The 18,054-nt window shown below is 60.3% G+C and carries 17 protein-coding genes; 15 read left to right on the top strand and 2 right to left on the bottom strand.

Annotation, left to right across the window (positions count from 1 at the left end; all coding sequences use genetic code 11):
* The first annotated feature begins 44 nt into the window (after nucleotides 1-44).
* The 4 genes from BK660_RS07420 to BK660_RS07405 are packed head-to-tail and all read left to right on the top strand — an operon-like array spanning nucleotide 45 to nucleotide 4,418.
* Nucleotides 45-515: a (2Fe-2S)-binding protein gene (locus BK660_RS07420; protein WP_027924030.1), complete on the top strand. Its 471-nt coding sequence runs from the start codon at nucleotides 45-47 to the stop codon at nucleotides 513-515.
* On the top strand, nucleotides 512-2,842 hold the full coding sequence (locus BK660_RS07415; protein WP_123432766.1) for a xanthine dehydrogenase family protein molybdopterin-binding subunit: 2,331 nt from the start codon (nucleotides 512-514) through the stop codon (nucleotides 2,840-2,842). The genes BK660_RS07420 and BK660_RS07415 overlap by 4 nt, the downstream gene beginning before the upstream one ends.
* A complete protein-coding gene (locus tag BK660_RS07410; RefSeq protein ID WP_123432765.1) occupies nucleotides 2,842-3,825 on the top strand; it encodes an XdhC family protein in 984 nt (327 codons plus the stop codon). Before BK660_RS07415 ends, BK660_RS07410 begins: the two co-directional genes overlap by 1 nt.
* Nucleotides 3,822-4,418, top strand: coding sequence for a nucleotidyltransferase family protein (locus tag BK660_RS07405; RefSeq protein WP_123432764.1), 597 nt, complete (start codon nucleotides 3,822-3,824; stop codon nucleotides 4,416-4,418). Before BK660_RS07410 ends, BK660_RS07405 begins: the two co-directional genes overlap by 4 nt.
* Nucleotides 4,419-4,593: 175 nt before the next feature.
* On the opposite strand, the gene rne is transcribed toward BK660_RS07405, so the two are convergent.
* Nucleotides 4,594-7,833, bottom strand: a complete 3,240-nt coding sequence (gene rne, locus BK660_RS07395; RefSeq protein WP_123432763.1) for a ribonuclease E — start codon at nucleotides 7,831-7,833, stop codon at nucleotides 4,594-4,596.
* Nucleotides 7,834-8,533: 700 nt separating this feature from the next.
* On the opposite strand from rne, the gene rluC reads away from it, so the two are divergent.
* Genes rluC through BK660_RS07380 form a run of 3 tightly spaced genes read left to right on the top strand, consistent with a single transcriptional unit; the run spans nucleotide 8,534 to nucleotide 11,159 of the window.
* Nucleotides 8,534-9,496 (top strand): 23S rRNA pseudouridine(955/2504/2580) synthase RluC, encoded by a 963-nt coding sequence (gene rluC / locus BK660_RS07390; RefSeq protein ID WP_123432762.1) that lies wholly within the window; start codon nucleotides 8,534-8,536, stop codon nucleotides 9,494-9,496.
* Entirely contained in the window at nucleotides 9,483-10,145 is a 663-nt protein-coding gene (locus BK660_RS07385; protein ID WP_123432761.1) for an HAD-IA family hydrolase, read from the top strand. The genes rluC and BK660_RS07385 overlap by 14 nt, the downstream gene beginning before the upstream one ends.
* A gap of 24 nt (nucleotides 10,146-10,169) precedes the next feature.
* Nucleotides 10,170-11,159: a S49 family peptidase gene (locus BK660_RS07380; protein ID WP_123432760.1), complete on the top strand. Its 990-nt coding sequence runs from the start codon at nucleotides 10,170-10,172 to the stop codon at nucleotides 11,157-11,159.
* Between the two features lie 48 nt (nucleotides 11,160-11,207).
* On the opposite strand, the gene BK660_RS07375 is transcribed toward BK660_RS07380, so the two are convergent.
* Nucleotides 11,208-11,786, bottom strand: coding sequence for a Maf family protein (locus tag BK660_RS07375; protein WP_123432759.1), 579 nt, complete (start codon nucleotides 11,784-11,786; stop codon nucleotides 11,208-11,210).
* A 106-nt stretch (nucleotides 11,787-11,892) separates the two neighbouring features.
* Here BK660_RS07375 and BK660_RS07370 point away from each other — a divergent pair, with 106 nt between their 5' ends.
* From BK660_RS07370 to pabC, 8 genes are all read left to right on the top strand, one after another.
* Complete coding sequence (locus tag BK660_RS07370; RefSeq protein ID WP_004371317.1) at nucleotides 11,893-12,420, top strand: YceD family protein; 528 nt, start codon at nucleotides 11,893-11,895, stop codon at nucleotides 12,418-12,420.
* 13 nt (nucleotides 12,421-12,433) lie between these two features.
* Nucleotides 12,434-12,616 (top strand): 50S ribosomal protein L32, encoded by a 183-nt coding sequence (gene rpmF / locus BK660_RS07365; protein WP_003179396.1) that lies wholly within the window; start codon nucleotides 12,434-12,436, stop codon nucleotides 12,614-12,616.
* Between the two features lie 4 nt (nucleotides 12,617-12,620).
* Entirely contained in the window at nucleotides 12,621-13,631 is a 1,011-nt protein-coding gene (gene plsX / locus BK660_RS07360) for a phosphate acyltransferase PlsX (RefSeq protein ID WP_123432758.1), read from the top strand.
* A gap of 124 nt (nucleotides 13,632-13,755) precedes the next feature.
* Nucleotides 13,756-14,694, top strand: coding sequence for an ACP S-malonyltransferase (gene fabD / locus BK660_RS07355; RefSeq protein ID WP_123432757.1), 939 nt, complete (start codon nucleotides 13,756-13,758; stop codon nucleotides 14,692-14,694).
* A 16-nt stretch (nucleotides 14,695-14,710) separates the two neighbouring features.
* Nucleotides 14,711-15,454, top strand: a complete 744-nt coding sequence (gene fabG / locus BK660_RS07350; protein ID WP_027924041.1) for a 3-oxoacyl-ACP reductase FabG — start codon at nucleotides 14,711-14,713, stop codon at nucleotides 15,452-15,454.
* 191 nt (nucleotides 15,455-15,645) lie between these two features.
* Nucleotides 15,646-15,882 (top strand): acyl carrier protein, encoded by a 237-nt coding sequence (gene acpP, locus BK660_RS07345; protein ID WP_003442511.1) that lies wholly within the window; start codon nucleotides 15,646-15,648, stop codon nucleotides 15,880-15,882.
* Between the two features lie 109 nt (nucleotides 15,883-15,991).
* Nucleotides 15,992-17,236 (top strand): beta-ketoacyl-ACP synthase II, encoded by a 1,245-nt coding sequence (gene fabF / locus BK660_RS07340; protein ID WP_027924042.1) that lies wholly within the window; start codon nucleotides 15,992-15,994, stop codon nucleotides 17,234-17,236.
* Nucleotides 17,236-18,051, top strand: coding sequence for an aminodeoxychorismate lyase (pabC, locus tag BK660_RS07335; protein ID WP_123432756.1), 816 nt, complete (start codon nucleotides 17,236-17,238; stop codon nucleotides 18,049-18,051). Before fabF ends, pabC begins: the two co-directional genes overlap by 1 nt.
* Nucleotides 18,052-18,054 lie beyond the last annotated feature (3 nt).

Raw genomic sequence — 18,054 nt, 5'->3', positions numbered from 1 at the left:
CAGATTGCTCGACCCCATAACCCAAGATCTATGCGGGCGTGCCCATGATTACCCTGAAGCTCAACGGTCAAGACCATCCACTCGACGTCACCGAGGACATGCCGCTGCTCTGGGCTATCCGCGACGTCGCCGGTTACAACGGCACCAAATTCGGCTGCGGCATGGGCCTGTGTGGTGCCTGCACGATTCACATCGACGGATCACCGGCGCGCAGTTGCATCACGCCGATTGGTTCGGTGGTCGGGCAGAACGTCACCACCATCGATAACCTGCACGCCGATCCGGTCGGGCAAGTGGTCCAGCAAGCCTGGCTCGACACCGCCGTGGCCCAGTGCGGTTTTTGCCAGGGCGGGCAGATCATGTCGGCGACGGCGCTGCTCAAGACCAACCCCAACCCTACGGATGCGCAGATCGAAGAGGCGATGGTCGGTAACATCTGCCGCTGCGGGACCTACAACCGCATCAAGACGGCCATCCGCCAGGCTTCCACTCACTTGAAGGAGGCCAAGGCATGAGCCAGTTACCGAATGATTTTGCCCTGAGCAACCTCAGCAACTTCAGCCGCCGCGGTTTCCTCAAAGGGGTTGGCGCGACCAGTGCCTTGGTGCTGGCGGCCAGTTGGGGCTGGCAGGACGTTTTCGCTGAAGAGGTTTCGAAGAAGTTCGGCGCCGACGGCATGCCCCACGGCGCAATTGATGATCCCAAGGTCTACGTCAGCATCGCCGCCGATGGCACGGTGACCGTGGTCTGCAACCGTTCGGAAATGGGCCAGGGTGTACGCACCAGCCTGACGATGGTGGTGGCCGATGAACTGGACGCCGATTGGGCCATGGTGAAAGTGCAACAGGCGCCGGGCGACGAAGTGCGTTTCGGCAACCAGGACACCGACGGTTCGCGCAGCATGCGTCACTGGTACGAGCCGATGCGCCGCTGCGGTGCCGCCGCGCGCACCATGCTCGAACAGGCCGCTGCCGAGCAATGGAAAGTGCCGGTCGCCGAGTGCCATGCGCAACTGCACAAAGTTATCCATAAGCCGTCCGGTCGTGAATTGGGCTACGGCGCATTGGCCGTAGCGGCCGGTGCGCTGGCAGTGCCCGCGCGTGACAGCGTACGGCTCAAGGATCCGTCGCAGTTTCGCTACATCGGCAAGGAAGGCACCAAAGCCATCGACGGTGCCGACATCGTCAACGGCCGTGCGATTTACGGGGCCGACGTGCATTTCGACGGCATGCTCTACGCCACCATTGCGCGCCCGGCGGTGTACGGCGGCAAGGTCAAATCCGTCGACTCCAGCGCTGCGCTGAAAGTCCCCGGCGTGATCAAGGTCGTGCAGATCGAAGGCAGCCCGCTGCCGTCCGAATTTCAGCCGTTGGGCGGTGTGGCTGTGGTGGCCAGCAACACCTGGGCGGCAATCAAGGGGCGTGAAGCGCTGAAGATCGAGTGGGATGACGGCCCGAACGCCAGTTACGACTCGATTGCCTATCGCAAGGAGCTGGAGGCCGCGTCCCTCAAACCCGGCAAAGTGGTGCGCAATACCGGCAGCATCGACGAAGCGATGAAGAGCGCCGACAGCACCCTCGAAGCGTCCTATTACCTGCCGCACCTGGCGCAGGCACCGATGGAGCCGATGGTCGCCATTGCCCGCTTCAAGGACGGCGTCTGCGAAGCCTGGGGGCCGAGTCAGGCGCCGCAGGTCACCCGCACGCGGATCGGCGAGCGCCTCGGCGTCCCGTTCGATAACGTCACGTTTAACGTGACCTTGCTCGGTGGCGGTTTTGGTCGCAAATCCAAGCCTGACTTCATCATTGAAGCGGCAATCCTCGCCAAAGAGTTCCCCGGCAAGGCCGTACGGGTGCAATGGACTCGCGAAGATGACATCCACTGTTCCTACTTCCACACGGTGTCGGCCGAGTACCTCAAGGCCAGCTTGAACAAGGACGGCTTGCCCTCCGGCTGGCTGCACCGCACCGTGGCGCCAAGCATCACTGCGCTGTTTGCACCGGGCATGAACCACGAGGCGGCGTTTGAGCTGGGCATGGGGTTCACCAACATGGCCTACGCGATTCCCAACGTGCGCCTGGAAAACCCGGAGGCGACGGTGCATACCCGCGTCGGCTGGTATCGCTCGGTTTCCAACATCCCTCATGGCTTTGCGATTCAGAGCTTCGTCGATGAACTGGCGCACAAGGCCGGTCAGGATCCGCTCAAGTACCAGGTCAAGTTGCTCGGCCCGGACCGTCAGATTGACCCGCGCACGTTGAGTGAAGAGTGGAACTACGGCGAATCTCCCGAGCGCTATCCGATCGATACCGGCCGCTTGCGCACGGTGCTGGAAACTGCCGCGAAAGCCGCGGGTTGGGGACGTGAATTGCCCAAGGGCCGAGGCCTGGGGCTGGCGGTGCATTACAGCTTCGTCACCTATGTGGCGGCGGTGATCGAGGTCGAAGTCAAAGATGATGGCACGTTGATTGTGCACAAGGCTGACATCGCCGTGGATTGCGGGCCGCAGATCAACCCCGAGCGCATCCGCTCGCAGTTCGAGGGCGCCTGCGTCATGGGCCTGGGCAATGCGGTGCTGGGGGAAATCAGCTTCAAGGACGGCAAGGTCCAGCAGGACAACTTCCACATGTACGAAGTGGCGCGCATGTCACTGGCGCCCAAGGAAGTCGCGGTGCATCTGGTCACCCCGCCAGGTGTTGTGCCTTTGGGCGGTGTCGGTGAGCCCGGCGTGCCACCGATCGCACCGGCGCTGTGCAACGCGATCTTCGCCGCCACCGGCAAGCGCATCCGTAACCTGCCTGTTCGCTTTCAGCTGCAAGGTTGGCAGAAGGCGCAAGCCTGATGGACAGCGTCGATCTGAATGTCCTGCGCAGCGTGCTCGAATGGCGCCGCGCCGGTCAGCGGGTGGTGCTGTACAGCGTGGTCCAGACCTGGGGCACCGCGCCCCGGGCACCTGGCGCCATGCTGGCCTTGCGTGAAGATGGCGTGGTGATCGGTTCGGTGTCGGGCGGTTGTGTCGAGGATGACCTGATTGCCCGGTTGCACGACGGGCGTATCCCGGCGGACGGGCCGCCGGTGCAGTTGATCACCTACGGCGTCACTCGCGAAGAGGCCGCGCGGTTCGGTTTGCCCTGCGGCGGTACGCTGCGCCTGACCGAGGAGCGGGTCGGCGATCCGCATTGGGTGGCCGAATTGCTGGCGCGCTGTGAGGCTCATGAAATCGTCGCTCGTTCGCTGGATATTGCGACCGGTGAAGTCGTCGTGCAGTCAGCGAGCAAATCCGATGTGTTGAGTTTTGACGGCACCACGTTGCGCGCGATTTATGGCCCGCGTTGGCGCCTGTTGCTGATCGGCGCGGGGCAATTGTCCCGTTACGTCGCCGAGATGGCGCGGTTGCTGGATTTCGAAGTATTGATCTGCGATCCGCGCACCGAGTTTGTCTACGGCTGGGAAGAGCAGCACGGTCGTTTTGTCTCGGGCATGCCGGATGAGGCGGTGCTGAACATTCAGACTGACGAACGCACGGCCATCGTCGCCCTGACTCACGATCCTCGCCTGGATGACATGGCGCTGCTCACGGCCCTGGACTCCAAGGCCTTTTATGTCGGTGCGCTGGGTTCGCGGGTCAACAGCCTCAAGCGCCGGGAAAACCTCGCCGAACTGGGCTTGTCGCCAGACGCTATCAAGCGTCTGCATGGCCCGGTCGGTTTGCACATTGGCAGCCACAGTCCGGCGGAAATCGCCTTGTCACTGATGGCCGAAATTGTGGCGATCAAGAACGGCGTCGAACTGAAGCAAAAGAAGCCGTTGCAGGAGGCTATATGAGTGAATCCATCGGCGTCATTGTGCTTGCGGCCGGGCAGGGCAGTCGTTTTCGTCAGGTCGCCGGGGCTGAGAAAGACAAGTTGTTGGCCGACTGCACGGGGCGCGACAGCGCGGTTCGTTCGGTGATCGAGCAGGTGTTGGTGAGTTTGCCGGCTTCTCTGGGTAAGCGTGTGCTGGTGACGACTGAAGATCGCCCGCAGGTGATTCGCATGGCACAAGCGTATGGCTGCGAGATTGCGTTGATCGACTCGACGGGCATGGGCGACAGCATTGCGGCGGGTGTGGCGGCGTGTCCGCAGCTGGATGGCTGGTTGATTGTGCTGGGGGATATGCCGTTTATCCTGCCATCGACGGTTGAGAGCGTGCTGGCGGGTGTGGCCGATGATGCGATCAGCGTGCCGGTGCTGGGAGGAGAGTTTGGGCATCCGGTGGGGTTTGGTCGCAGTTTTGGACCGGGGTTGATGGGGTTGTCGGGTGATCGCGGGGCCAAGCCGCTGTTTGCGCAGGGTAGGGTGGTTGAAGTGGTGGTGGATGATCCCGGAGTGTTATGGGACGTCGATGTGCCTGAATCACTGACCTTCAGACCTGCATAAATCCCCTGTAGGAGCGGGCTTGCTCGCGAATGCGGTGGATGAGCCAACAAAAATGTTGAATGAGAGACCGCATTCGCGAGCAAGCCCGCTCCCACAGGGGATTTGCGGTGATGTTCAGAGAGGCATAAAAAAGCCCCGCCTGGGTGACCAAGCGGGGCTTTTTATGGCCTAGGAGTTAGACGAGGGGTTTAGGCTCGTGCTCTTTTTCCTGGGCTTGTTCGTGTTGCTCTACGGCTTCCTGAACGGAGCTCGGTGCTTCTTCGATGACCGACTCGGCAACAGGTGCCGCTTCGACCACTTCAGCAACAACCGGAGCCGGTTCGACAGCAGGCGCTTCAACCGGTGCAGCAGCGGCAGCCAGTTCGGCTTCCTTCTGCAGGCGTTCGGCTTCACGCTTGCGACGACGCACTTCACGTGGGTCGTTCGGCGCACGGCCGCTTGGCGTCAGGGCGCTGGACGGGGCTGCTTCAACGGCTGGTTCAGCCACTTCGGCAACAACCGGAGCCGGTGCTTCAACGACTGGAGCAGGTTCGGCAGCCACAACCACTGGCTCGGAAACCTTCGCTTCAGCCACTTCAGCTTCAGCCACCGGTGCAGGCGCTACAACAGCAACCGGCTCGGCAACCCAGTTGAACGCGGTTTGTTCTTCACGAACTTCGCGGACAGCTTCGGTCACGGTTTCAGTGACGGTTTCGGCAGCAGGCTCGGCAGCAACCACTGGCTCGGCGACGACAGCCGCTTCAACCACGGTTTGGGCTTCTTCACGAACAAACGCTTCGCGAACCGGAGCTACTTCGATTTCCGGAGCTGCGGTTGCTTCGACCGGAGTCGTTGCTTCAACCACTGGCGCTTCAACCGGAGCGGTTTCCTGAACAGACGCCGTGGCGCGTTCAGCTTGCTCGTGAGCTTGTGCTTCAGCCGGCGCGCTGATCACGGTGCTGGCAACGGCTGCGGTAACAGCCAGGCCGGCGGCCAGATCAGCAGTGCTTGGCGCTTCGTTGCTTTCGCCAGCTTCGTTACCTTCGGATTCTTCCGAACCTTCGATCACGTTGCCGTTGGCGTCGCGTTGACGCTCGCGACGGTTGCTGCGACGACGCTGGCCACGGGAGCGGCGGCGTGGACGATCACCTTCAGCGCCTTCCTGACCGTCTTCCGGCAGCTGCTCTTCGTTGGAGGTCAGCTCTTCTTCAGAGACTGCAGCAGCGGCTTGTTCTGCACGTGGCTGACGTTCTTCACGCGGTGGGCGTGGAGCACGTTCTTCACGTGGCTGGCGAGCCGGACGCTCTTCAGCGACAGCCGTCGCGGCGGCAGCGGCAGGAGCGGCATCCAGAGGCTCGCGCAGTTCACGAACCGGACGCTCTTCACGATCGCCACGTGGCTTGCGGTCTTCGCGTGGAGCGCGCGGTGCACGTTCTTCACGTGGGGCGCGAGGTGCGCGCTCTTCACGTGGAGCACGTTCTTCGCGGGCTACGGCCGGGGTTTCTTCGCGGGCTTCGCGTGGCTCACGAGGTGCGCGCTCTTCACGCGGTGCACGTTCCTCACGGGGTGCACGTTCTTCACGAGGCTTGCGTTCTTCATCGCGGCGACCATTACGGTTGCGGCTCTGCTGACGACCGTTGCGACGCTCTTCGTTACGCGGCGGACGCTCGGTGGTCGCTGGTTTTTCAACCACAACCGGAGCAGCGGGCTCTTCCTTGGTCGCGAACAGGCTGACCAGCGACTTCACCAGGCCTTTGAACAGGCTTGGCTCAGGCGCGGCAACCGGTGCGGCCACTGGCGCGGCAGCGACGACTTCGGTCGGAACCGGAGCGTTGGCACGGGCCGGAGCAGTCTTGACCGCGGCTTCCTGGCGAACCAGGGTGCGGGTCGCAGCGGCTGGCTGGACTTCTTCGACTTCGGCAGCGGCAGCAGCGATTTCGTAGCTGGACTGGCCGACGGCGGCTTCCGGGCTGTCATCGCGCAGACGCTGAACTTCGAAGTGCGGCGTTTCGAGGTGATCGTTCGGCAGAATGACGATGCGGGCACGGGTGCGCAGTTCGATCTTGGTGATCGAGTTGCGTTTTTCGTTGAGCAGGAACGCGGCCACCGGGATCGGCACTTGTGCGCGGACTTCGGCGGTGCGGTCTTTCAGGGCTTCTTCTTCGATCAGGCGCAGGATCGCCAGCGACAGCGATTCAACATCACGGATGATGCCGGTGCCGTTGCAACGCGGGCAAACGATGCCGCTGCTTTCGCCCAGGGATGGACGCAGGCGCTGACGCGACATTTCCAGCAGGCCGAAGCGCGAGATGCGACCGACTTGCACGCGAGCGCGGTCGGCTTCCAGGCATTCGCGGACTTTCTCTTCCACGGCGCGCTGGTTCTTGGCAGGGGTCATGTCGATGAAGTCGATGACGATCAGGCCGCCGATGTCGCGCAAGCGCAACTGACGGGCGATTTCTTCGGCGGCTTCAAGGTTGGTCTGCAGGGCGGTTTCTTCGATGTCGCTGCCTTTGGTGGCGCGCGCCGAGTTGATGTCGATGGACACCAGGGCTTCGGTCGGATCGATAACGATGGAGCCGCCGGAAGGCAGTTCAACGACGCGCTGGAAAGCGGTCTCGATCTGGCTTTCGATCTGGAAACGGTTGAACAGCGGAACGCTGTCTTCGTACAGCTTGATCTTGCTGGCGTACTGCGGCATCACTTGGCGGATGAAGGTCAGGGCTTCGTCCTGGGCTTCAACGCTGTCGATCAGCACTTCGCCGATGTCCTGGCGCAGGTAATCGCGGATGGCGCGGATGATCACGTTGCTTTCCTGGTAGATCAGGAATGGCGCGGAACGATCCAGCGAAGCTTCTTTGATGGCGGTCCAGAGTTGCAGCAGGTAATCGAGGTCCCACTGCATTTCTTCGCTGCTGCGGCCAAGGCCGGCAGTGCGCACGATCAGACCCATGTCGGCCGGGGCAACCAGACCGTTCAGGGCTTCACGCAGTTCGTTGCGCTCTTCACCTTCGATGCGACGGGAGATACCGCCGGCACGCGGGTTGTTCGGCATCAGAACGAGGTAACGACCGGCCAGGCTGATGAAGGTGGTCAGGGCGGCGCCCTTGTTGCCACGTTCTTCTTTTTCGACCTGAACGATGACTTCCTGGCCTTCGCTCAGGACGTCCTTGATATTGACGCGGCCTTCGGGGGCTTTCTTGAAGTATTCGCGGGAGATTTCTTTGAGGGGCAGGAAGCCGTGGCGCTCGGAGCCGAAATCGACAAAGGCAGCCTCAAGGCTTGGTTCGATGCGAGTAATCCGGCCTTTATAGATGTTGGCCTTCTTCTGCTCGCGTGCACCGGATTCGATGTCCAGGTCGTAGAGGCGTTGGCCATCTACCAGTGCAACACGCAACTCTTCGGGTTGAGTTGCGTTAATCAGCATTCTTTTCATGTAGTACCGTCGGTTTCCGGGCTGCCGGAAACGGCGTTCGGCACACACGACTTCTCACGGTCGGTGTCAGGTGCGTCAGGAGTGGTTGGCCACTCCAGTGTCTAGCGAACCCCGACCAATTGGGCCGGTGTCGCGACGTACGCGTCCTGCTTGCTGTGGCTACTTAAGCACTCAGTCAGGAGGAGGAATCAACCAGCGGCTGTGGACGAGATGAAGCGTCTTGATAAAGCCTATTGCTACACAGTCCAGCGGTTGTGCATCTCCACCCTACACGTATCCCTGATAATTCGGGTGCTGCCGCGCGCAGAATCCGCAGCGGGTTGGCATTTACCGTGAGCTCCGAAGGGGGAGGTCACGCATCATGGCTAATTTAGGCGTTGTTTCCGAAGCGTTCGCTCAGGGTCGTTCGTGGCTGACTGCACTTTGTGAACTGGCCGTGAATATTGGCTCGCAAGGCGAGTTAAAACTCTGCTTTGCGGCTTGATTCAGGCCTCATGTCACCTGCGCTCGTTACAGCTGCAAACTCCACCGTTACGTAGCGAAAGCCCCGTAGGACGGCCTCGCGTCCTGGTGAATTGCGTTGGTCAGGGCCGGTTTTTGACCGTTGGTCCGCTGTCCAGGCCGCTTTTGGCGGCGTTCGCGACTATAGCAGCAATGATTAAGTGCTTCAATTCCATAAAAAATTGTTATCATCCGCGCCATGACGACTACAACCCCTTCGACCCCAGCCGTACAACTGCTGGAGGTCTCGCCGGAATATGCCGGCCAACGTATTGATAACTTCCTTCTCGCTCGGCTCAAAGGCGTGCCCAAGACCTTGATTTACCGCATTTTGCGCAAAGGCGAAGTGCGTGTGAACAAAGGTCGGATCAAGCCCGAATACAAGCTGCAGGCGGGCGATATCGTGCGCGTGCCGCCGGTTCGCGTGCCTGAGCGCGACGAGCCGGTGCCGCTGGCCCTGGGCCTGCTGCAACGCCTCGAAGCCTCTATTGTCTTCGAAGACAAAGCGCTGATCGTGATCAACAAGCCTTGCGGCATCGCGGTCCATGGCGGCAGCGGCCTGACCTATGGGGTGATCGAAGCCTTTCGTCAGTTGCGTCCCGATTGCAAGGAGCTCGAACTGGTTCACCGTCTCGACCGTGATACCTCCGGTCTGCTGATGATCGCCAAGAAGCGCAGCATGTTGCGCCATTTGCACACGGCATTGCGCGGTGATGGCGTCGACAAGCGCTACATGGCGCTGGTCCGCGGTAACTGGGCGGCCTCGATCAAGCAGGTCCGTGCGTCGCTGGGCAAGAGCAATCTGCGCTCCGGTGAGCGCATGGTCGAAGTCGACGAGGAGGAGGGGAAAGAGTCGGTGACCGTGTTCAAGGTCCTGCGCCGCTTCGGCGACTTTGCCACCTTGATCGAAGCCAAGCCGATCACCGGCCGCACTCACCAGATTCGCGTCCATACCCTGCACGCCGGGCATTGCATTGCCGGCGATACCAAGTATGGCGACGAAGGTTTCAGCAAGGAAATCCGTGATCTGGGCGGCAAGCGCCTGTTCCTGCACGCCTACATGCTGACCGTGCCGCTGCCGGATGGTAGCGAGCTGAAATTGCAGGCGCCGGTGGATGAGATGTGGTCCAAGACCGTGGAGCGACTGAGTGCGCCAATCTGATTACAAGCTGCTGGTTTTCGATTGGGATGGCACGTTGGCCGACTCCATTGGTCGGATTGTGGAGGCGATGCATGTTGCCTCCGAGCGCTCCGGATTTCCGTTGCGCGATGATTTTGCCGTCAAGGGCATCATCGGCCTGGGTTTGCCTGAGGCGATTCGCACCTTGTATCCCGAGATTGGCGATACCGAGCTTGTAGCGTTCCGTCAGCACTATGCCGATCACTACATCGCCGCCGAGGCGGTGCCTTCGCCGTTGTTCGAAGGTGTCGTCGAGTCGATGGAGGCGTTTCGTGCCGAGGGTTATCATCTGGCTGTAGCGACCGGCAAGGCCCGTCGCGGGCTGGATCGGGTGTTGAAATCCCACGGTTGGGAAGATTATTTCGATATCACCCGCGCCGCCGACGAAACCGCCAGCAAACCGCATCCGCTGATGCTTGAGCAGATTCTCGCGCATTGCGAGGTCCGCCCCGAGCAGGCGCTTATGGTGGGCGATTCGTCCTTCGACTTGCAGATGGCGCGCAACGCCGGCATGGATTCGGTGGCGGTCAGCTACGGCGCGCAATCGATCGAGGCGTTGAAGTTGTTCGAGCCGGCACTGGCCATTGATCGTTTTTCAGAATTGCATGCCTGGCTGAATCAGCGGGCTTAACAGGTTTTTGCTGGGGTAGATGTCATGACCGACGAATGGAAAGCGCCCGCCAAGGCGAGCGTAGAGAGCGGTGACGAAAAAAGCTGGAAGCTGCTGGAAAAAACCCTGCTGGCCGGCGTGCAGGAACAGCGTCGCTCCCGTCGCTGGGGGATTTTCTTCAAGTTGCTGACGTTCGTGTATCTGTTTGTGGCGCTGATCCTGTTCACGCCGCTGATGGATATGGAAAAGAGTGCGACTCGCAGCTCCAACTACACGGCGTTGATCGACGTGGTTGGCATGATCGCCGACAAAGAGTCGGCCAGCGCCGACAACATCGTCGGCAGCCTGCGCGCGGCCTTCGAGGACGATAAGGTCAAAGGCATCATTCTGCGCATCAACAGCCCGGGTGGCAGTCCTGTGCAGTCGGGTTACGTGTATGACGAAATCGTCCGTCTGCGTGGCTTGCATCCGCAGATCAAGGTGTATGCGGTGATCTCGGACCTGGGCGCTTCCGGCGCTTACTACATCGCCAGTGCGGCAGACCAGATCTACGCCGACAAGGCGAGCCTGGTGGGTTCCATTGGTGTGACGGCGGCCGGCTACGGCTTTGTCGGCACCATGGAGAAGCTGGGTGTGGAGCGCCGGACGTATACGTCGGGCGAGCACAAGTCGTTCCTCGATCCGTTCCAGCCGCAGAAGCCTGAGGAAACTCAGTTCTGGCAGGGTGTACTGGACACTACGCACCAGCAGTTCATCAACAGCGTGAAGAAGGGTCGTGGCGATCGCCTCAAGGACAAAGAGCATCCGGAGTTGTTCTCCGGGTTGGTCTGGAACGGTGAGCAAGCGCTGCCGCTCGGTCTGATCGATGGTCTGGGCAATGCCAGTTCGGTGGCTCGTGACGTGATTGGCGAGAAAGAACTGGTGGACTTCACTGTTCAGGAATCGCCGTTCGATCGCTTCTCGAAAAAGCTCGGCGCCAGCGTTGCCGAGCAGTTGGCGATGTGGATGGGCTTTCACGGTCCATCGATGCGCTGATTCGGTGGCGGCATAAAAAACCGGCCTACGTGGCCGGTTTTTTTATGGTCAGGGAATTTGCACGCCTTCGGCCAGCAGCATGTCGATCAGGCGAATCAACGGCAGGCCGATCAGGCTGGTGGCGTCAGGGCCTTCGGTGCTTTGAAACAGGCTCACCCCCAAACCTTCGGCCTTGAAGCTGCCAGCGCAATCGTAGGGCTGTTCGGCGCGCAGGTAGCGTTCGATGCGTGCCTGATCCAGGGTGCGCATGTTGACGGTAAACGGCACGCAATCGACCTGGCATTCGCCGGTCTGGCTGTTGAGCAGCGCCAGGCCGGTGAGAAAAGTCACGCTGGCGCCGCTGGAGGCCAGCAGTTGCTCGCGGGCCTTTTCGAAGGTGTGGGGTTTGCCGATAATGCGGTCGCCGAGTACTGCGACCTGGTCGGAGCCGATGATCAGATGAGCGGTATGGCTGCCCGCAAGTGCCTGGGCTTTTTCTTTGGCGAGGCGTTTGACCAGTTCGATAGCCGGCTCGCCCGGTCGGTGGCTTTCGTCGATATCCGGCGAGCTGCAGGTGAACGGCAGCTGCAAGCGGGCCAGCAATTCCCGGCGATACGCCGAGCTTGAAGCGAGTAATAAAGGCAGCATGCGCAACTCCAAAAGTCAGGCACGAATTCTAGCGGAGGCTTGCAAGTGACGGACAGGGCTGAATTTCCTTTGACATGGCTGGGTGCATCCCTATAATGCTGCGCCTATGTTGAATGACCCGATTCCACCTCACGTTGACCCGCGCAAATTGGCTGACCGTGGCACCACCCTTCAAGGTGAACTGCTGCTGGCCGATTTGGAGAGACTCTGCGACCCGCTTTCCGACACTGTCGGTACGGTGCAGGCTAAATTCGTTTTTGAACGAGATGAACGTAAATCTGTGGTCATTCACAGCTTTATCGACACCGAAGTCAAAATGGTTTGCCAGCGTTGTCTTGAGCTGGTCACCCTGCCGATCCATAGCGAATGCAGTTATGCTGTGGTGAAGGAGGGTGCGAATACCCAGTCGTTGCCGAAAGGTTATGACGTGCTGGAACTGGGCGAAGATCCTTTGGATCTGCAGTCACTGATCGAGGAGGAGCTTCTGCTCGCCTTGCCCATTGTGCCTGCTCATCATCCGGAAGAATGCCAGCAGCCGGCGGGTCTCGATGAGCCCGAACCGAGCGAGGACGAGGTAACGCGGTCCAACCCGTTCAGTGTATTGGCGCAGTTAAAGCGTGACCCAAACGTTTAGGAGTTAATCAATTATGGCTGTTCAGCAGAACAAAAAATCCCGCTCCGCCCGTGACATGCGTCGTTCGCACGACGCTCTCGAGGCTAGCACCCTGTCTGTAGAAAAAACCACCGGTGAAGTTCACCTGCGTCACCACGTATCGCCAGAAGGCGTATACCGTGGCCGTAAAGTGATCGACAAGGGCGCTGACGAGTAATCACTTGTCCGCTCAAGTCATCGCGATTGACGCAATGGGCGGGGACTTCGGTCCCCGCAGCATTGTTCAGGCCAGCCTCGCTTGCCTGTCTGCTACACCCTCGCTGCACCTGACCCTCGTCGGTCAACCCTCCCTACTTGAAGAATTGCTCTCTGGCCAATCGGCTGTGGATCGCTCGCGCCTGTCGATCGTGCCCGCAACCGAAGTCATCACCATGGACGAAAAGCCTGCGCAGGCCCTGCGTGGCAAGCCTGATTCGTCGATGCGTGTGGCGCTGGAGTTGCTGCGTGATGGCAAGGTCCAGGCCTGTGTCAGTGCCGGCAATACCGGCGCGCTGATGGCGTTGTCGCGGTTTGTGCTCAAGACCTTGCCGGGCATTGACCGTCCGGCGATGGTGGCGGCGATTCCGACGCAGAAGGGTTACTGCCAGTTGCTCGACTTGGGCGCCAACGTCGATTGCAGTGCCGAGCACTTGTTGCAGTTCGCGGTGATGGGTTCGGTGGCGGCGGAGACGCTCGGCATTGTTCGCCCGCGTGTCGCGTTGCTGAATATCGGCACCGAAGACATCAAGGGCAATCAGCAGGTCAAGCTGGCCGCCACCTTGTTGCAGGCAGCCCGGGGCATCAATTACATCGGTTTTGTCGAAGGTGACGGTTTGTACCGTGGCGAGGCGGATGTGGTGGTGTGTGACGGCTTTGTCGGCAATATCCTGCTCAAGTCCAGCGAAGGTCTGGCAACCATGATTGCCGGGCGCATCGAAGACTTGTTCAAGAAAAACCTCGCCTCGAAAATGGTCGGCGCCCTGGCATTGCCGTTGATGAAACGTCTGCAAGCCGATCTCGCGCCTGCACGGCATAACGGTGCCAGCTTCCTGGGATTGCAGGGGATTGTGGTGAAGAGCCATGGTTCGGCGGGGGTGCAGGGCTTCCAGAGCGCCATTTCCCGCGCGCTCATCGAGATTCAGGAAAACCTGCCGGAACGGATACACGGTCGTCTGGAGGATTTGTTGCTTTAGGCGTTTTTGTCAGACAATGCTTAAATGTGACCGCTCAGTTTAATTGGCCATCCAACTGTCAGTTTCTTGCGTCCCCAAGCGGGACGTCATTTCTCCGACGACAAGATCATTAGGGGCTCGTTACATGTCTGCTTCCCTCGCATTCGTCTTTCCAGGACAGGGTTCGCAGTCCCTCGGCATGCTGGCCGAGTTGGGCGCGCAACATCCGGTTGTCCTCGAAACATTCAAAGAAGCTTCCGATGCCCTGGGTTACGACCTGTGGGCACTGACCCAGCAAGGGCCGGAAGAGCAACTCAATCAAACCGATAAAACCCAGCCGGCCATTCTCACCGCCTCGATCGCCTTGTGGCGTCTGTGGCTGGCCGAAGGTGGCGCGCGTCCGGCTTATGTTGCCGGTCACAGCCTGGGCGAATACAGCGCCCTGGTCGCTGCTGGCAGCTTGAGTCTGGGTGACGCCGTGAAACTGGTAGAGCGTCGCGGTCAGTTGATGCAAGAAGCCGTTCCGGCCGGGCAGGGCGGCATGGCCGCTATCCTCGGTCTGGAAGATGCTGATGTGCTGGCAGCCTGTGCCGAAGCGGCGCAAGGCGAAGTGGTCAGCGCGGTGAATTTCAACTCCCCGGGCCAGGTGGTCATCGCCGGTGCCAAGGCAGCGGTCGAGCGCGCCATCGAAGGCTGTAAGGCTCGTGGGGCCAAGCGCGCCATGCCATTGCCGGTCAGCGTGCCGTCGCACTGTGAACTGATGCGTCCGGCAGCCGAGCGTTTCGCCGAGTCCATCGCCGCCATCAATTGGCAGGCGCCGCAGATCCCTGTGGTACAGAACGTCAGCGCCAATGTGCCGGCCGATCTGGAAACCCTCAAGCGTGATCTGCTTGAGCAACTCTACAAGCCCGTGCGCTGGGTTGAATCGGTCCAGGCACTGGCTGCCAAGGGCGCGACCCAATTGGTCGAATGCGGTCCTGGCAAAGTGCTGGCCGGTCTGAACAAGCGTTGCGCCGAAGGCGTGTCGACATCCAACCTCAATACCCCAGACGCTTTCGCTGCCGCTCGCGCAGCGCTGGCCTGAATCAGGAGAAACTTGCATGAGCCTGCAAGGTAAAGTTGCACTGGTCACCGGCGCGAGCCGTGGCATTGGCCAGGCCATCGCCCTGGAACTGGGTCGTCAGGGCGCCATCGTGATTGGCACCGCGACCTCCGCTTCCGGTGCCGAGCGCATCGCCGCGACCCTGAAAGAAAACGGTATTCAAGGCACCGGTCTTGAGCTCAACGTCACCAGCGACGAATCTGTTGCTGCGGTACTGGCGAGCATCACTGCACAGTTTGGTGCGCCGGCGATCCTGGTCAACAATGCCGGTATCACCCGCGATAACCTGATGATGCGCATGAAAGACGACGAGTGGCATGACGTTGTCGATACCAACCTGAACAGTCTGTTCCGCCTCTCCAAGGGCGTTTTGCGCGGCATGACCAAAGCCCGTTGGGGACGAATTATCAGTATCGGCTCGGTTGTGGGTGCCATGGGCAACGCAGGCCAAGTAAACTACGCTGCCGCCAAGGCCGGTCTGGAAGGTTTCAGCCGTGCACTGGCGCGTGAAGTCGGTTCGCGTTCGATTACGGTAAACTCGGTGGCCCCTGGGTTCATCGACACCGATATGACTCGCGAATTGCCCGAGGCGCAGCGTGAAGCCTTGCAGACGCAGATTCCGCTGGGCCGTCTGGGACAAGCACAAGAGATCGCGTCTGTGGTCGCTTTTCTTGCATCGGACGGTGCGGCTTACGTTACTGGGGCTACAATCCCGGTGAACGGCGGGATGTACATGAGTTAAATGTGACGGATCGCTTCAAAAAAATGTCATACGAGCTGTCTAAAATCCGTTATAAAGCTGCAATCTATTTATAGGCAGAGGGCTGTCGGGTTTGAGGAGTGAAGCTTTCAGTTGAAAAGCTGAAAAGTCTTTCTATACACTTACCCACTGGCCAGCTGCCTGAATTTGTCCATTAGGAGTGAAAACAAGGTATGAGCACCATCGAAGAGCGCGTCAAGAAAATCGTTGCTGAGCAACTGGGCGTTAAAGAAGAAGAAGTGGTTAACACTGCTTCCTTCGTTGAAGACCTGGGTGCCGACTCCCTTGACACCGTTGAGCTGGTGATGGCTCTGGAAGAGGAATTCGAGACCGAAATCCCTGACGAAGAAGCTGAGAAGATCACTACTGTACAAGCCGCAATCGATTACGTTACTAACCACCAGGCTTAATAGCTTGTAATCGTTGCTTGCTGTCATGGAAAAACCGCACTGCCATCACGGCGTGCGGTTTTTTCTTTAGGCCTGATGCAAAGTCGTCATTTGAAAAAAGGAGAGTGCTGTGTCGCGTAGACGCGTCGTAGTCACCGGTATGGGTATGTTGTCGCCACTGGGCACGGATGTGCCGAGCAGTTGGCAGGGCATTCTGGCTGGCCGCAGTGGCATTGGTCTGATCGAACACACCGACCTTTCTGCCTATTCCACCCGTTTTGGCGGCTCGGTAAAGGGCTTCAATGTCGAGGAATACCTGTCGGTCAAGGAAGCGCGCAAGCTCGACCTGTTCATTCAATACGGTCTGGCCGCAGGTTTTCAGGCGGTGCGTAACTCGGGGTTGGAAGTCACTGACGCCAACCGCGAGCGTATCGGCGTGGCCATGGGTTCGGGTATTGGCGGTCTGACCAATATCGAAGAAACCAGCCGCACCCTGCATGATTCCGGCCCACGGCGGATCTCTCCGTTTTTCGTGCCAGGCTCGATCATCAATATGATTTCCGGTTTCCTGTCCATCCACCTGGGTGCACAGGGACCTAACTACGCCATCGCCACGGCGTGTACCACCGGTACGCACTGCATCGGCATGGCAGCCCGCAACATCATGTACGACGAAGCCGACGTGATGATTGCCGGCGGCGCCGAAATGGCCGCGTGTGGCCTGGGCATGGGCGGCTTCGGTGCTTCCCGCGCGCTGTCGACCCGCAACGATGAGCCGACCCGTGCCAGCCGTCCGTGGGACAAGGGCCGTGACGGATTCGTCCTGTCCGACGGTGCCGGTGCTCTGGTTCTAGAAGAGCTGGAACACGCCAAGGCGCGCGGCGCGACCATCTATGCCGAGCTGATCGGCTTCGGCACCAGTGGCGACGCTTACCACATGACGTCGCCACCGGCAGACGGTGCGGGTGCTGCACGTTGCATCACCAACGCCCTGCGCGATGCCAAGGTCAACGTTGATCAGGTTCAATACATCAACGCCCACGGCACCTCGACTTCGGCCGGCGACCTTGCCGAAGCCTGCGCGATCAAGTCGGTGTTCGGCGATCACGCCTACAAGCTGGCGGTCAGTTCGACCAAGTCCATGACCGGTCACCTGTTGGGTGCGGCGGGCGCCGTCGAAGCGATCTTCAGCGTGTTGGCAATCAACAGCCAGGTCGCGCCGCCGACCATCAACCTCGATGAACCGGACGAAGGTTGCGACCTCGACTTCGTGCCGCACACGGCGCGCAACATGGACATCGATGTGGTGTTGTCGAACTCCTTCGGGTTTGGCGGGACCAACGGCTCGCTGGTGTTCCGCCGGTTCGCTGACTGATGGACAGCTGGGTCGACGGTCAGCCGGCTGACGCTCTGTCGCTGAAGGATCGCGGCCTGGCTTACGGTGATGGTCTGTTCGAGACCATTGCCGTGCACGGTGGGCAGCCGCTGTTGCTGGACCGGCATCTGTCGCGTCTGGCGCAAGGCTGTTCGCGCCTGGCGATCACGGCGGATCACGACCTGGTTCGCGACGAATTGCTGGCCTATGCCGCAGCGCTTGGTGAGGGCGTGCTCAAGCTCATCCTCACGCGCGGCGACAGTCTGCGCGGTTATGCACCTGATCCTTCGGCGCAAGCCCGACGCATTCTGCAAGGCAATCCGCCCGCGGCTTATCCGGCTGGGCACGCCGAGCAGGGCGTTCGATTGTTCCCCTGTACCACACGACTTTCCAGACAACCCTTGCTTGCCGGGCTCAAACACTTGAACCGTCTTGAGCAAGTGATTGCCCGCTCCGAATGGCATGACACCGAACATGCCGAAGGCTTGATGCTGGATCAGGCCGGTCGCGTGATCGAAGGCGTGTTCAGTAATCTGTTCCTGGTGCGCGATGGCGTGCTGATCACCGCCGATTTGAAACGCTGCGGCGTGGCCGGTGTGATGCGTGCCGAATTATTGTTTCAAGCCGAGTCATCGGGGATCCCCACGCAAGTGAGCGACATCACGCTCGAACAGCTGCAATGGGCCGATGAAGTCTTTGTCTGCAACAGCGTGTATGGCGTTTGGCCGGTGCGCGCCTATGCTGCGCTGAGCTGGCCGGTTGGGCCGCTCACCCGTAAACTCCAAACCATTGCCCGCGCGCTACTGGATGCTTGATAC

The organism is Pseudomonas brassicacearum (assembly GCF_003732265.1).
In the GTDB taxonomy this organism is placed as follows: domain Bacteria; phylum Pseudomonadota; class Gammaproteobacteria; order Pseudomonadales; family Pseudomonadaceae; genus Aquipseudomonas; species Aquipseudomonas brassicacearum_D.
The sequence above is the reverse complement of the archived record's forward strand: the minus strand, read 5'-3'. Positions and strand labels throughout refer to the sequence as shown.